15 protein-coding genes and 2 other annotated features are annotated in these 13,281 nt (G+C 36.7%); of the genes, 2 read left to right on the forward strand and 13 right to left on the reverse strand.

The genetic code is table 11. The annotated features are described in order from the left end of the window. Nucleotides 1-26 precede the first annotated feature (26 nt). Nucleotides 27-1,028, reverse strand: a complete 1,002-nt coding sequence (locus tag QUF99_RS23745; protein ID WP_289373358.1) for a DUF4179 domain-containing protein — start codon at nt 1,026-1,028, stop codon at nt 27-29. A gap of 20 nt (nt 1,029-1,048) precedes the next feature. Further along, nucleotides 1,049-1,591: a sigma-70 family RNA polymerase sigma factor gene (locus QUF99_RS23750; RefSeq protein WP_289373359.1), complete on the reverse strand. Its 543-nt coding sequence runs from the start codon at nt 1,589-1,591 to the stop codon at nt 1,049-1,051. A 144-nt stretch (nt 1,592-1,735) separates the two neighbouring features. On the opposite strand from QUF99_RS23750, the gene QUF99_RS23755 reads away from it, so the two are divergent. Continuing rightward, entirely contained in the window at nt 1,736-2,101 is a 366-nt protein-coding gene (locus QUF99_RS23755; protein WP_289373361.1) for an ammonia permease, read from the forward strand. Nucleotides 2,102-2,204: 103 nt separating this feature from the next. Here the strand turns inward: QUF99_RS23755 and QUF99_RS23760 are convergent, their stop codons facing one another. The 4 genes from QUF99_RS23760 to QUF99_RS23775 all read right to left on the reverse strand — a co-directional run bounded on the left by QUF99_RS23760 (nt 2,205) and on the right by QUF99_RS23775 (nt 5,417). Further along, nucleotides 2,205-2,360, reverse strand: a complete 156-nt coding sequence (locus QUF99_RS23760; RefSeq protein ID WP_289373363.1) for a hypothetical protein — start codon at nt 2,358-2,360, stop codon at nt 2,205-2,207. Between the two features lie 14 nt (nt 2,361-2,374). Then, entirely contained in the window at nt 2,375-2,827 is a 453-nt protein-coding gene (locus QUF99_RS23765) for a MarR family winged helix-turn-helix transcriptional regulator (RefSeq protein ID WP_289373365.1), read from the reverse strand. A gap of 161 nt (nt 2,828-2,988) precedes the next feature. Continuing rightward, nucleotides 2,989-4,749, reverse strand: a complete 1,761-nt coding sequence (locus QUF99_RS23770) for a DHA2 family efflux MFS transporter permease subunit (protein ID WP_289373366.1) — start codon at nt 4,747-4,749, stop codon at nt 2,989-2,991. A gap of 14 nt (nt 4,750-4,763) precedes the next feature. Continuing rightward, nucleotides 4,764-5,417: an HlyD family secretion protein gene (locus QUF99_RS23775; RefSeq protein ID WP_289373368.1), complete on the reverse strand. Its 654-nt coding sequence runs from the start codon at nt 5,415-5,417 to the stop codon at nt 4,764-4,766. 294 nt (nt 5,418-5,711) lie between these two features. Between QUF99_RS23775 and QUF99_RS23780 the strand changes: the two genes are divergently transcribed. Further along, a complete protein-coding gene (locus tag QUF99_RS23780; protein WP_289373370.1) occupies nt 5,712-6,329 on the forward strand; it encodes a TetR/AcrR family transcriptional regulator in 618 nt (205 codons plus the stop codon). A gap of 39 nt (nt 6,330-6,368) precedes the next feature. On the opposite strand, the gene QUF99_RS23785 is transcribed toward QUF99_RS23780, so the two are convergent. The 7 genes from QUF99_RS23785 to thrS all read right to left on the reverse strand — a co-directional run bounded on the left by QUF99_RS23785 (nt 6,369) and on the right by thrS (nt 12,977). After that, on the reverse strand, nt 6,369-7,454 hold the full coding sequence (locus QUF99_RS23785) for a M42 family metallopeptidase (RefSeq protein WP_289373372.1): 1,086 nt from the start codon (nt 7,452-7,454) through the stop codon (nt 6,369-6,371). A 67-nt stretch (nt 7,455-7,521) separates the two neighbouring features. Then, on the reverse strand, nt 7,522-8,013 hold the full coding sequence (locus QUF99_RS23790; RefSeq protein WP_289373374.1) for a dUTP diphosphatase: 492 nt from the start codon (nt 8,011-8,013) through the stop codon (nt 7,522-7,524). A gap of 303 nt (nt 8,014-8,316) precedes the next feature. Beyond that, nucleotides 8,317-9,333: an alcohol dehydrogenase AdhP gene (gene adhP, locus QUF99_RS23795; protein WP_289373376.1), complete on the reverse strand. Its 1,017-nt coding sequence runs from the start codon at nt 9,331-9,333 to the stop codon at nt 8,317-8,319. A 189-nt stretch (nt 9,334-9,522) separates the two neighbouring features. After that, entirely contained in the window at nt 9,523-9,879 is a 357-nt protein-coding gene (gene rplT, locus QUF99_RS23800) for a 50S ribosomal protein L20 (RefSeq protein ID WP_033672858.1), read from the reverse strand. A gap of 37 nt (nt 9,880-9,916) precedes the next feature. After that, nucleotides 9,917-10,117 carry a 50S ribosomal protein L35 gene (rpmI, locus tag QUF99_RS23805; RefSeq protein WP_001125945.1) on the reverse strand — a complete coding sequence of 67 codons (201 nt, stop codon included), beginning with the start codon at nt 10,115-10,117 and terminating at the stop codon, nt 9,917-9,919. Nucleotides 10,118-10,138: 21 nt separating this feature from the next. Next, entirely contained in the window at nt 10,139-10,642 is a 504-nt protein-coding gene (infC, locus tag QUF99_RS23810; protein WP_286122198.1) for a translation initiation factor IF-3, read from the reverse strand. Nucleotides 10,643-10,705: 63 nt separating this feature from the next. Further along, nucleotides 10,706-10,826: a sequence feature (ribosomal protein L20 leader region), on the reverse strand. A gap of 219 nt (nt 10,827-11,045) precedes the next feature. After that, complete coding sequence (thrS, locus tag QUF99_RS23815) at nt 11,046-12,977, reverse strand: threonine--tRNA ligase (RefSeq protein WP_289373379.1); 1,932 nt, start codon at nt 12,975-12,977, stop codon at nt 11,046-11,048. Nucleotides 12,978-13,024: 47 nt separating this feature from the next. Next, nucleotides 13,025-13,253 (reverse strand) — a binding site (T-box leader). Between the last annotated feature and the right edge of the window lie 28 nt (nt 13,254-13,281).

The raw sequence follows: 13,281 nt of genomic DNA on the forward strand, positions 1-13,281 counted from the left end.
CGCTGCGTAGCGATACCTCTTTTTTACTATTTTATAGTGACCTCAAAAGTTTCCTCATCTAACACCTTATCATACCTTGTCTTTTCCCCTCTTTCTTTAACAGGCATTGTATCTGGCGTAAAAATCAATTTCTTCACATTATCGCTTAACTTTTCAAAACGTACATAACTATTTTTCTCATTGGTAAAGCCGCCGGTGAACTCCAATTTATTTCCATCTTGGTCCTTAGCATCAAAAAAAACATGGTAGTCTATTTTATTTGATATTTTATAATTTAATTTTGTTGATATTGGCGTAATTTTCAAATCTGTCACTTCAATTTTTTGACCATTCTCTAATTCGAACTGTTTATGAATTGGTATGGTTTTAATGTCAGACATTACCTTCACACCAGAAGCCTTCACTGAAAATCCCCATTCCCCTTTAATCATAGGATCATCATTCATCATATGAATATCTTCAAAAACAATTTTCATATCTAATTCTTTGCTCATATCTATATCTCGCATATTATGAGAATAAAAGAATGTATACGTATAGTCATTCAACTTTTCAATCTTCAATCCACCACCTGAATACCTTTCTCCATTTACATAAACAGCTAACATCGGACTTGCTTTTGATAAATCTATTTCGTTTGACTTGAATGTACTATTAACAAGAAGCTCCTCATCATCGAATATGATTTCATCAAGGCGTACTTCAACACCTTTATCATATACCGTTTGTCCAACAGTCGTTGTATACTCCTTTAGTGATTTTCCTTTACTATCAATGAAGTCTTCTATTTTCTTCCCAACGAAAGGTATATCCGCAATACCACGCATATCTACGGTCATCCCAATGCAAAATAAAATAGCTGCTGAAGCAACGATAGCAGTGTTTCTCTTTACATGATTTTTCTTCTTTTTCAATTTATATTTTAAACGTTTTTTGATGCATTTCTTTTCCACATCACTTAACTGGCACTCTTCATATTCGTTCAAATCAATGGAAACATCATTTAACATTTCAAATGAATCTTTCACGCTTTCATCTCTCCTTTCTCTTATTTCGCTCTACTGTCAGTAAATAACGCCCGAAGCTTCTTCCTACCTCTTGATAAACGATTATATATAAAGGAATGCTGCACTCCCATGTCTTTCGCAATCTCTTCCACACTATCTTCTTCTACATAGCGCTTCACGAAAATCTCTTTATCTTCTTTCTTTAAATGATTTAGCATATGCTCCATCTCGCTGCTTACCTTATCTTCTAGCGTTTTATTTTCTACAGTAATGTCATCAGCTTGTTCAACAGTTTGCCGCTCTGCTATTTTTGCATACTTCCGGCAGTAATCAATTGCTTTATATTTCGTAACAGCTGCGAGCCAATTTTTAAACGTATTTTTCTCTTCCTCAAACTTGTCGATATGATCCCAAATTGCTAGCAATATATCATCCATACATTCTTCTTGTACATCCTCTAAAGAAGATAAATGTTTTCGAATGATACTCCGTATAAGTCCACCGTACTGATCAATGACAAAATATAATGCTTTTTCATTTCGCTTTCTTAATTGCTTGACCACATTTTCTTCTGTAATTTTCATACGCCCCCTCCTTTCTAACACGCTCTACACTTATTAATTCGTTTCCCCATTACTCATTTCTATCAAAATCCATATAATTTTAATAATATCCAAAATAAACCTCTTGTTGTAAAATATAACTTATCAATTAGGAGGAATTTTTATATGGAAATTTGGAGCCTACTTTGGATTTTCTTTATGCCAGTTTTGGTATCATGCGGAATTGCTGGGGGAATCTTTTTAATTATTGCCGGGGTAAAACATCGAAAACTATTTGTTATTGTAATGGGTCTTGTTTGTTTCTCATTTGTCGTTATGCCTTTTATTTTCTGGGGCATGGGGGATGATGCCGAGAGAACTTTCCCGATTTCAACTATTATGTACTGGAGTATTTTCGCTTTAGCTGGCTTGTTAGCAAGCATAAGTGGAATACGTAACCAAATTAAGAGTATTCGCAATATGGGGATTATCATTTGTTCTGTAGGAGTACTCGGGGTTATTTTCTATCAAATGATGTCTATGCCTTTTTGATTTTCTAATAAGCCATCAATAAAAAAATTACTATTTCCTATAAAAAAGTCCTGTATGTCTTTTAATCATACAGGACTTTTCATTTTGTAATACTTCCATAACTTCAATTCACATTCTCATTATTTCTTCTAAAGAGTGTGTAGAAGCAAATGCCGAATGCTACACCAAGAGAAATGCATAATGGCATCTTTCCAAGAAATGAGCCAACAATAACACCTACAATTATACCTCTAACAATATATTTCATACGTGTATCCATTCATTTATTCCTCCTTAATTTAGTTTTTCTAAGATACGGTTGATTTTATATAGCGCATACTCTAAATCGCCCTGATCCTCATCACTCAATTGATCGAGTTTCTCACAAAACAAATGGTAAAGTTCTGTCCATCTAGCAGTAATAGTTTCTTTCCCGGCTTCGGATAACATGATTTTAAAAGATCGTTTGTCGTTCACATCTCGTACTTTAACGATATATCCTTTTTCTTCAAGCTTCTGAACGATAGGCGTCATCTGTTGCTTTGATATATTAATCTTTTTAGCGAGATCTGATATTGATACTCCTTCATTAACGTGAATTAAGCTTTCTAATATATGAGATTGAAGATGCGTTAAATCCGACTGTTTCGAAGGTACTTTATTCACTTCCTCTTGATTTAAACTGCTATATATAAGAGGTAGAAGTTGAACAAAACTTTGAGCTATCTTATCTTTTCTTGTATTCAAAAAATCACTATCCTTTCAGAACAACAATAAATTAGTAAATATTTTTTTACTATAAACAATTAAAAACAATTACAATACACAAATATGATAAACATTATATTTACTATATGTCAACTTTCATCTTTCTTTCAACTAAAAAACGCACAAAAAAGCAGAGAAAATTAATTCCCTGCTTTTCGGTTTGGCTTATTACCTGATTGTAAGAAGAATGATAACACCCAAGCAATACCCGCTAATATTGTTGCAATTAAGAATGCGTCATTAATACCATTAATCGCAGATAGCTTCGAAATTTGTCCGAATAATAGTTGCGAGCTCATCGCATCTCCAGCTTGTGCTGATCCTAGGGCCGCTGCTAAACTTTGCCCCATTCCATGTACTTTATCAACTAAAATTGGATTTGCCTGCGTTAACATATTTCCGTAATCTGCTACGTGTGCTGTTGTTTGCTGCGTCATAATTGTGATTAAGATCGCTGTACCAATCGAACCAGCTACTTGTCTTGACGTATTTTGCGTTGCTGTACCGTGAGAAATTAATCTCATCGGCAACGCGTTCATACCAGCTGTCATAATTGGCATCATAATGAATGACATTCCAAATGAACGTATAATATAATCTGTCATAATTACACTATATGGTGTATCCATTGATAGCTTTGTAAATTCATACGTTGCATACGTTGTAATTGCTAATCCAACTACTGCTAACGGACGAATGCCATACTTATCAAATAACTTCCCTGCAATTGGTCCCATCATCCCCATAATTAATGAGCCTGGAAGAAGCAGAAGACCTGATTCAATTGGCGTAAAGCCGCGAATATTTTGCAGATATACAGGAAGTAATAACATCCCGCCAAATAGTGCCATCGTTACAATCGCGTTAATCAATAATGTAAAAGTAAACGTTGGATATTTAAACACATGTAAATCAAGCATTTTGTTATCCGTTGTCATCTCTCTCCAAATGAATAACGCTAAACCAATTATACCGATGATAAGTGAAATAACAACTTCGGCACTGCTCCAGCTATTATTCCCAGCCTCGCTAAATCCGTACAGTAAGCTTCCAAGCCCAATACTTGAACTAATAACGCCAAACATATCCAGCTTTGTTTTAGAAACAGGCTGAGCTAATGTAAAGAACTTTAAAGCTAATAATGTAATGATTAAACCAATGGCGAACATCGCGTAGAACATTAAGTTCCAGTTATAATTTTCAATGACCCAGCCTGTAACGGTTGGTCCAATAGCTGGTGCTAAAATCATCGCAACTCCGAGTAATCCCATCGCAGCTCCGCGCTTATGCGGCGGGAAAAGAGTCATAAAAATATTCATCCCAACCGGCATTAAAATACCAGCACCAACCGCTTGAATCACGCGTCCTGTCATCATCATTGTGAAGTTCCCAGAGACGGCACAAACAATAGATCCTACAGTGAAAAATAGCATAGCCGCTACAAACAATTTACGATATGTAAAACGGGAAACTAAGAAGGCACTAATCGGCACTAAAATCCCGTTCACAAGCATAAACCCTGTAATTAACCATTGTGCTGTTGAAGTTGATACGTTGAACTCATTCATTAATGGAGGCAATGCAACATTAATGATTGTTTGGTTTAAAATCGAAACGAACATACCGAGAATTAATACCGCTACAACTGCTTTAACATTGACATCAGCTACCGGTAATTGTTTTTTTGGTGTTTCTTTTTCAAGCTTCTGTGTTTCTTGCTTTGATGTTTCTAATTCGACTACATTTGAAGCCTCTTGTTCTGGCTGCTTTACTTCTATCTTACTTACCGCTGGGACTTGTTCTTCTCCCGCGTTCGTTTTTTTCTTTCGTAAAAGACGATTTACAAGGAAGAAGACGATTATACAAAATAGTGCATACCCTGCAATTATAATTGAGGACATTTCATCTTCCCTCCTTACTTATGAATCCGAACTGTCACATTCATTCCAGGAACAATATTTACTGATTTGCTATGATCTAAAGAAACTTTAACAGGTACAACTTGTGTTACTTTCGTATAGTTTGCTGTTGCATTGCTTGATGGTAGCATAGAGAACGTATTTGCTGTTGTTAATCCAACTTGTTCTACTTTTCCTGTTAACGTTGTGTCAGGATATGCATCTACATAAACGTCTACTTCTTGGCCTTTTTGTACAGCATCAATGTCTGTTTCTTCAATGTTTGCCGTTACCCATAAATCGTTCATATCGTACGCATACGCAATCGGGTTACCTGCTCCAACAAACGCATTTGTTGTTGCATTTGATTGAACAACTGTTGCATTTTGCGGGATTGTCACATCCATTGTTTGCTCACCATTTGGACCTGTTACAGAAACAGCACCTAATTTATCATTTTCATTGTAATTCTTCCCTACTTCAGCTTTCCATTCTGTTAATTTCCCTGCTACTGGTGATGCAATCGGGATGACTTTCCCATCGATTTTTGCATTATCTGTTTTTAAATAGTTTTCCGCTTGGTTGTAGTAGTAATAACCGCCGATACCGCCGACAACTAATACAATCAATGTGATAATGTTGATAATCACCATTCTTCGAAACTGATTCATTGCATTCCTCTCCTTATATCGCATATAATTTTTTTCTAAACTATTCTACCCCTTTTGTTTATACTCTTTAATTGTTAATTATATTAACAATTAACTAAAAAAAGCACACCTTTCGCTATGCAAACAACTCTTTTCTTGCATGCTGGCGGTGCTGTTTTCTAAAGGAATATCGTTTATAATTATAAATAATTATTTTGAATCTACAACCGACAATTTCCCTGCATATGTTGGTTATCCAACACGAAGCCCTATGCATGTTGCTTAAATAGAAAAAATTCAGCAAGGAGACAGAAAATGTCTATTAAAAATACAAACGATCCACGTGTAAAACGAACGAGACAGTTAATACAAGATGCTTTTGTCGCTTTAGTAGGCGAAAAAGGCTTTGAAAATGTCACAGTGCAGCACATCGCTGAACGCGCTCCTGTTAATCGCGCTACCTTTTATAGTCATTATCATGATAAGTACGATTTATTGAATAAAAGCATAGAGGAAATGTTAGCAAAGTTAACTGAAGTGATTGCGCCAAAGAGGCCAAAAAAAGAAGATTTCCAACTTACATTTGATGCCCCTCCCCCAACTACTCTAGCCTTGTTTGAACACATCGCTGAGAACGCTACCTTTTATAACGTAATGCTTGGAGACAACGCAGCAGGAAACTTCTCATTTAAAATGATGAAAGCAATTCAAACACATTTAACATTAAGCCTGTCTATTTCACAACCAAACGAAGAAGAACTCATGGTTCCGCGGGATATTCTCATTAGTTATGTAACAGGTGCACATATTGGAATAATTAGGTCCTGGTTAAGAAAAGGTATGATCTATACACCCTACTTTATGGCGATGCAGCTATCACGTTTAATTGTTTTAGGAGCCCATAATGCAGCTGGATTAGAAAGACCTTTTTAAAATAAAAAAAGCAAAGGGGACATCCCTTCGCTTTTTCTATTAATTAAATGTAATGTTATGTACAGTCTCTTTATCAAGACGTTTAATAACTTCTACAATTAGTTTTACTGCATTTTCATAGTCATCACGATGTAACATTGCAGCATGAGAATGAATATAACGCGTTGCAATCGTAATTGCCATCGACGGAATACCGTTTACAGAAACGTGGATTGCCCCTGCGTCTGTTCCACCGCCAGCTACAGAATCATATTGATATGGAATATGCAATTCATCTGCAACATCAACAACGAAGTCACGAAGACCTGTATGGCCAATCACAGATGCATCATATAAAATGATTTGTGGTCCATCGCCCATTTTACTTTGCGCTTCTTTTTCAGTAACTCCTGGTGTATCACCAGCAATGCCAACATCTACTGCAAAAGCGATGTCCGGTTTAATATAGTGAGCAGATGTTTTCGCACCGCGAAGACCTACTTCTTCTTGCACAGTTCCAACGCCATATACAACGTTTGGATGTTTTTCATCCTTCAATTGTTTTAACACATCAATTGCAATCGCACAGCCAATACGGTTATCCCATGCTTTTGCAAGCAACATTTTTTCATTGTTCATCACTTGGAATTCAAAGTATGGTACAACTTGATCCCCTGGTCGTATGCCCCATTCCATTGCTTCTTCTTTGCTAGAAGCACCAATATCAATGAACATATCCTTAATTTCAACTGGTTTTTTACGAGCTTCTGCTGGCAAAATATGCGGTGGTTTTGAACCAATTATACCCGTTACGTCGCCTTTACGTGTCACGATTGTTACGCGCTGCGCGAGCATAACTTGTGACCACCAACCGCCAACCGTTTGAAAACGAAGGAAACCTTTATCATCAATTTGTGTAATCATAAAACCGACTTCATCTAAATGACCAGCTACCATGATTTTCGGACCGTTTTCTTCCCCTACTTTTTTCGCAACTAAGCTTCCTAAGTTATCTGTAGAAAGTTCATCTGCAAACGGTTCAATATACTTTTTCATCACTTCACGAGGTTCGCGTTCGTTACCTGCAATACCTCGTGCATCCGTTAATTCTTTTAGCATCGTCAATGTCGCATCTAATTTTTTCATTTCCAATACCCTCCTTTTTCTTCATTCACTTCATGGTACAAAGTAAACCGGAATGGTCAAAATTATATTAATACCCTTGTGTTTGACGCTCATGATTCACCTGATTTTTATCTAAATATGCTTTTTCAATTTCTTCTTGTTCAAACTCAAGAGCTTGTCCCAAACGAAGATAACTCGTAAATAATTCAATGTAATTTGTAATAGACGGCTGATCAGTAAAACGAATCACTTTCGTATATGTGTCTAAGAAAATTTCAACCTGTGTTTTGTTTGTTTGGGCACATTTATAAAACAAGAAGTTTTTATCAATTCCTAAATCAATTCCAATTGATAGAATAAAATGTAGGCCATCTACATATTCTTCTAGCACAACTGAACGCTCAGCTGCTGGTTTTTTGCTCCAATATTTAAAGCAACGTGTTTCATTTGCAAGTTCTCCAATTTCAACAAGCAGCGCTAACATTTTTTCTTTTAATAATTTCTTCGGTTGTAAGTCATGTTCTTTTATAATACGATCATCTAATTCTTTTTGTAACTTAAATAGTTGTAGTAAATCCATTCTATCTTCCTCCTCCAACATCGTATCAAAAATTATACAATGTTGTTCTACCTCATGGTAATTATAAAAAAACAACAAATTGGGCAATTTCATCTCGTATTAACGAATAATAAAACACCAATTCGTTCTACTAAATCATCAGTGAAGTATGAAAAAAACCGCTGATGAAATTTTTACTTGATTCTTCCATTATAACAGTGTCGTTTACACTAGAAAAGGTTATAGAACGGTAAGAAAAAAGCCAGAGGAACTTCCTCCGACTTTTTCACTGTATATTCTTCTGTATTGTTACATTTTTTATACTTATTTTGTCATATCTAATACAACGCGTCCGTTAATTTTTCCCTCTTCCATCTCTGCAAAGATGTCATTAATTTCGTGAAGATGTCGCGTTTCAATAATTGCTTTTACTTTGCCTTCTTCTGCAAATTGCAACGCTTCCTGTAAATCTTTACGCGTTCCAACGATAGAACCAACAATTTTTACTGCATTTAACACAGTATCAAAGATTGGAACTTCCATCATTTCCGGCGGTAAACCAACCGCTACACATGAGCCGCCGCGGCGAACCGCACGATAAGCTTGGTCAAATGCTGGTTTTGAAACAGCTGTACAAATAGAAGCGTGAACACCATTTACCTTTTCATGAATCCAAAGGGCAGCATCTTCTTTAAGTGGATTCACAACTAAATCTGCACCGAGTTCTTTTGCGAGTTCGAGTTTTTCATCAACTGTATCAACTGCTACTACGTGTAATCCCATTGCTTTTGCATATTGAACAGCTAAATGACCAAGACCACCAATTCCAAAAACAGCCACCCAGTTACCTGGTTTTGCTTCTGACACTTTTAATGCTTTATAAGTTGTCACACCTGCACAAAATAGCGGAGCAGCTTCCACAAAATTTAGGTTTTCTGGCACTTTCACGACATAGTCAGCTGCAGCTATGCAATATTCTGCATAACCACCATCTACAGAGTAACCAGCGTTATGTTGATCTAAACAAAGTGTTTCACGTCCTGATAAACAATATTCACAATGACCACATGCTGAATAGAGCCATGGAATTCCAACACGATCACCCACTTTGAGATGTGTGACGCCCTCACCAACTTCTTGAACAATTCCAACACCTTCATGCCCTGGAATAAGAGGAAGCTTCGGTTTTACCGGCCAATCTCCATGTGCGGCATGTAGATCAGTATGACAAACACCACAAGCTTGAATATGTACGAGTACCTCCCGCAATCCCGCTTTCGGTTTCGGTACATCTTTCACCTCTAATTGCTCTTTGAATTGATTCACAACAGCTGCTTTCAAATGAACTCCTCCTTCACTCACTTTTTTTGAAAAGGTTTTCATTAATATATTAATGCATATATTCTTATAAAAGAGGAGTTGATTTGGTTAATATTTGAATTTTTTGTGAATTTTAGTAATTATTCTTTGTTTAAAAAAATTTCAAATAAAAAAACCTTAGAAGAAAAATCTTCTAAGGTTTTTAAACAATTAGTTTAAGTTGTTTTTTGCAACTGTTGCTAATTCAGCGAAAGCTTTTTCGTCATGAACAGCTAAGTCAGCAAGCATCTTGCGGTTAACTTCGATACCAGCAACTTTTAAACCGTGCATTAAACGGCTGTAAGAAAGACCGTTAATACGAGCAGCTGCGTTGATACGAGTGATCCATAATTTACGGAAGTCACGTTTCTTTTGACGACGGTCACGGAATGCATATAGTAAAGATTTCATAACCTGTTGGTTAGCAACCTTAAATAATGTATTTTTAGAACCGTAGTAACCTTTTGCTAATTTTATAACTTTTTTACGACGTTTACGAGTAACCGTACCACCTTTTACTCTTGGCATAATATTACCTCCTATTTGTTCTATATATCAGCCGAACTTATTTTAAGTTGTCAAGCATTTGACGAATGCGTTTGAAGTCACCAGCGCTTACTACACCAGCTTTACGTAGTTTACGTTTAGCTTTTGTAGATTTGTTAGCGAATAAATGGCTTGTGTAAGCGTGTGAACGCTTAAGTTTACCAGATCCAGTTTTTTTGAAACGCTTTGCAGCGCCGCGATGAGTTTTTTGTTTAGGCATAGGTATTTCCTCCTCTATCTATTACTTATCGTTTTTCGGTGCTAAAACTAAGAACATACTACGTCCTTCCATTTTAGGCTTAGATTCAATTGTACTAACTTCAGCACAAGCTTCTGAGAAGCGATCTAAAACACGTTGACCGATTTCTTTATGAGTAATGGCACGTCCTTTAAAGCGAATTGATGCTTTAACCTTGTCGCCTTTCTCTAAAAACTTGATAGCATTACGAAGTTTTGTGTTAAAGTCATGTTCATCAATTGTTGGACTTAAACGAACTTCTTTCATGCTGATTACTTTTTGATTTTTACGCTGCTCTTTTTCTTTCTTTTGTTGCTCAAAGCGGAATTTACCGTAGTCCATAATGCGGCATACTGGTGGTTTCGCTGTTGGAGCAACCAATACTAAATCAAGATTAAGATTTGCAGCTAAGTCTAAAGCGTCATTACGAGACTTGATGCCAAGCTGATCACCATTTGCACCAACCAAACGTACTTCACGTGCACGAATTTGCTCGTTAATCATCATATCCTTGCTAATAGTAAGCCACCTCCAAGATTTTATCAGAACACGTTTTGCGACCATAGAACCCGAACAAAAAAAGTGCGGGCACACGGCACCCACACTTGTAAGATCTTTAGTAAGAAATACATTTACCTGCTAACTGCATATGCGTCAATCAGGTGAGAAGCGGGTGCTTCTACTTGTTTCACAAAACAATATTCTATTATCCTTGATGAGTTTACCATAGGACATAACGTCTGTCAAGATGACGTGTTTTACTAACAACAAGAAATATTGTAACAAACAACACGAATACATGCAATAGTTTTTTATGATAAGTATAGTTTGGTTATTATTTCTAGTTTCGATAACCATACTTTCTTCTTACAAGAAGAAAGCAAAAGTCGCGGCATGCCGCGACTTTTTATTAGCGTTTTCCTTCTACTTTAATCATATCAACAAAGGCATCTAATGCGATTGTTTCTGATTTTTGTTCACCATATTTACGTACGTTTACGCCGTTTTCAGTAACTTCATTGTCACCTACTACAAGCATATACGGAATTTTTTGCATTTGTGCTTCACGGATTTTGTAACCGATTTTCTCTTCACGAGTATCCACTTCAACACGGATACCAGCACGTTGCAAGTCTTCCTGTACTTTCTTCGCATAGTCTAAATGTACTTGCGGAGAAACTGGAATTACTTGTACTTGAACTGGCGCTAACCATGTTGGGAATGCACCTTTGTACTCTTCGATTAAGAAGGCAACGAAACGTTCCATAGTTGATACAACACCACGGTGAATAACAACTGGACGATGAGGTTTACCATCTTCACCAACATAAGTTAATTCAAAGCGTTCTGGAAGTAAGAAGTCTAATTGTACAGTTGAAAGTGTTTCGTCTTTTCCAAGTGCAGTACGAACTTGAACGTCAAGTTTCGGACCATAGAATGCTGCTTCATCTTCAGCTTCATAGTACGCAAGACCCATTTCATCCATCGCTTCTTTTAACATTGATTGTGCTTTTTCCCACATTTCATCGTCATCATAATACTTTTCAGTATTTTCTGGATCACGATAAGATAAACGGAATGAATAATCTTCTAAACCGAAGTCTTTATATACTTCGAGTGTTAAGTTTACAACACGTTTTAACTCTTCTTTAATTTGGTCTGGACGAACGAAAATATGCGCATCATTTAAAGTCATTCCGCGTACACGTTGTAATCCAGATAGTGCACCAGACATTTCATAACGGTGCATTGTTCCAAGCTCCGCAATACGAATTGGTAATTCACGATAGCTGTGGATATCGTTTTTATAAACCATCATATGGTGCGGGCAGTTCATCGGACGAAGTACTAATTCCTCATTATCCATTTGCATTGATGGGAACATACCATCTCGGTAGTGATTCCAGTGACCAGAAGTTTCATAAAGCGCTCGGCTTCCTAATACTGGAGTATATACGTGGTCATATCCTAAGCTTGCTTCTTTATCAACAATGTAACGCTCGATAATACGACGAATTGTTGCACCTTTTGGTAACCAAAGTGGTAATCCTTGTCCTACTTTTTGGCTATTTGTAAATAATTTTAGCTCTTTTCCTAATTTACGGTGGTCGCGCTCTTTCGCTTCTTCAAGCATACGTAGGTGCTCATCTAATTCTGCTTTTTTCACGAATGCAGTACCGTAAATACGTTGTAACATTTTATTGTCACTATCACCGCGCCAGTAAGCACCTGCAACGCTTAACAATTTAAATGTTTTTAGTTTCCCTGTAGATGGAAGGTGAACACCGCGGCAAAGATCGAAGAATTCGCCTTGTTCGTAAATTGAAATAACTGCATCTTCTGGAAGATCGTTAATCAATTCTAATTTCAGCTCATCACCGATTTCTTCGTAACGACGAAGTGCTTCTGCACGCGGTACTTCATGACGAACGATTTCTAAGTTCTCGTTCACAATTTTTTGCATTTCTTTTTCAATTTTTGGGAAGTCCTCAACTGTAATTGCTTCTTCCATATCGATATCGTAGTAGAAGCCATTTTCGATAACTGGACCAATACCAAGTTTTACATCTTTATATAAACGTTTTAACGCTTGTGCTAAAAGATGGGCTGTTGAGTGGCGTAGAATGTATAAGCCGTCCTCAGAATCTAATGTAATGATAGAAACTGCACCGTCTTCTTCAATTGGTGTACAAAGATCTAGCATCTCATCATTTAATTTACCAGCCACAGCTTTTTTCTTTAAGCCTGGGCTAATAGAAGCTGCGATTTCTTCAGTTGTTGTTCCTTTTGGAAACTCCTTCACAGCTCCATCAGGGAAAGTAATTTTAACTACATCTGCCATCACTGGTCACTCCTTTTTTTTTCAAAATAAAAAACACTCATCCCGTAAAAAGGGACGAGTGTTGAATTCGTGGTTCCACCCTTGTTCCAGCTAACAATCCTGTTAACTGCTCAAGTTCAACATAACGGTGTTGGCCGTTAGCAATTACTAGAAAAAACGTTCACTGCTAAAGTTTAGAGGTGGTAAGTAATAAACCCGTACTAGGAAGCTCACACCCTAAGGCTTCCCTCTCTGAAAATCGTAGTAAATTACTCATGTCCTCATCGTGACATTTCAATATATTTCATTTATGTAGGTAATTATA

The organism is Bacillus sp. DX4.1 (assembly GCF_030348195.1).
Taxonomy (GTDB): domain Bacteria; phylum Bacillota; class Bacilli; order Bacillales; family Bacillaceae_G; genus Bacillus_A.

Bases quoted from the DNA above. Each gene is read 5' to 3' on its own strand.
- QUF99_RS23775 (WP_289373368.1), bottom strand. From the start codon at position 5,417: ATGAATCAGTTTCGAAGAATGGTGATTATCAACATTATCACATTGATT.
- QUF99_RS23755 (WP_289373361.1), top strand. From the start codon at position 1,736: ATGGAAATTTGGAGCCTACTTTGGATTTTCTTTATGCCAGTTTTGGTA.
- rplT (WP_033672858.1), bottom strand. From the start codon at position 9,879: ATGCCAAGAGTAAAAGGTGGTACGGTTACTCGTAAACGTCGTAAAAAA.
- infC (WP_286122198.1), bottom strand. From the start codon at position 10,642: ATGATGATTAACGAGCAAATTCGTGCACGTGAAGTACGTTTGGTTGGT.
- QUF99_RS23780 (WP_289373370.1), top strand. From the start codon at position 5,712: ATGTCTATTAAAAATACAAACGATCCACGTGTAAAACGAACGAGACAG.
- QUF99_RS23770 (WP_289373366.1), bottom strand. From the start codon at position 4,749: ATGTCCTCAATTATAATTGCAGGGTATGCACTATTTTGTATAATCGTC.
- QUF99_RS23790 (WP_289373374.1), bottom strand. From the start codon at position 8,013: ATGGATTTACTACAACTATTTAAGTTACAAAAAGAATTAGATGATCGT.
- thrS (WP_289373379.1), bottom strand. From the start codon at position 12,977: ATGGCAGATGTAGTTAAAATTACTTTCCCTGATGGAGCTGTGAAGGAG.
- rpmI (WP_001125945.1), bottom strand. From the start codon at position 10,117: ATGCCTAAACAAAAAACTCATCGCGGCGCTGCAAAGCGTTTCAAAAAA.
- QUF99_RS23760 (WP_289373363.1), bottom strand. From the start codon at position 2,360: ATGGATACACGTATGAAATATATTGTTAGAGGTATAATTGTAGGTGTT.
- QUF99_RS23785 (WP_289373372.1), bottom strand. From the start codon at position 7,454: ATGAAAAAATTAGATGCGACATTGACGATGCTAAAAGAATTAACGGAT.
- QUF99_RS23750 (WP_289373359.1), bottom strand. From the start codon at position 1,591: ATGAAAATTACAGAAGAAAATGTGGTCAAGCAATTAAGAAAGCGAAAT.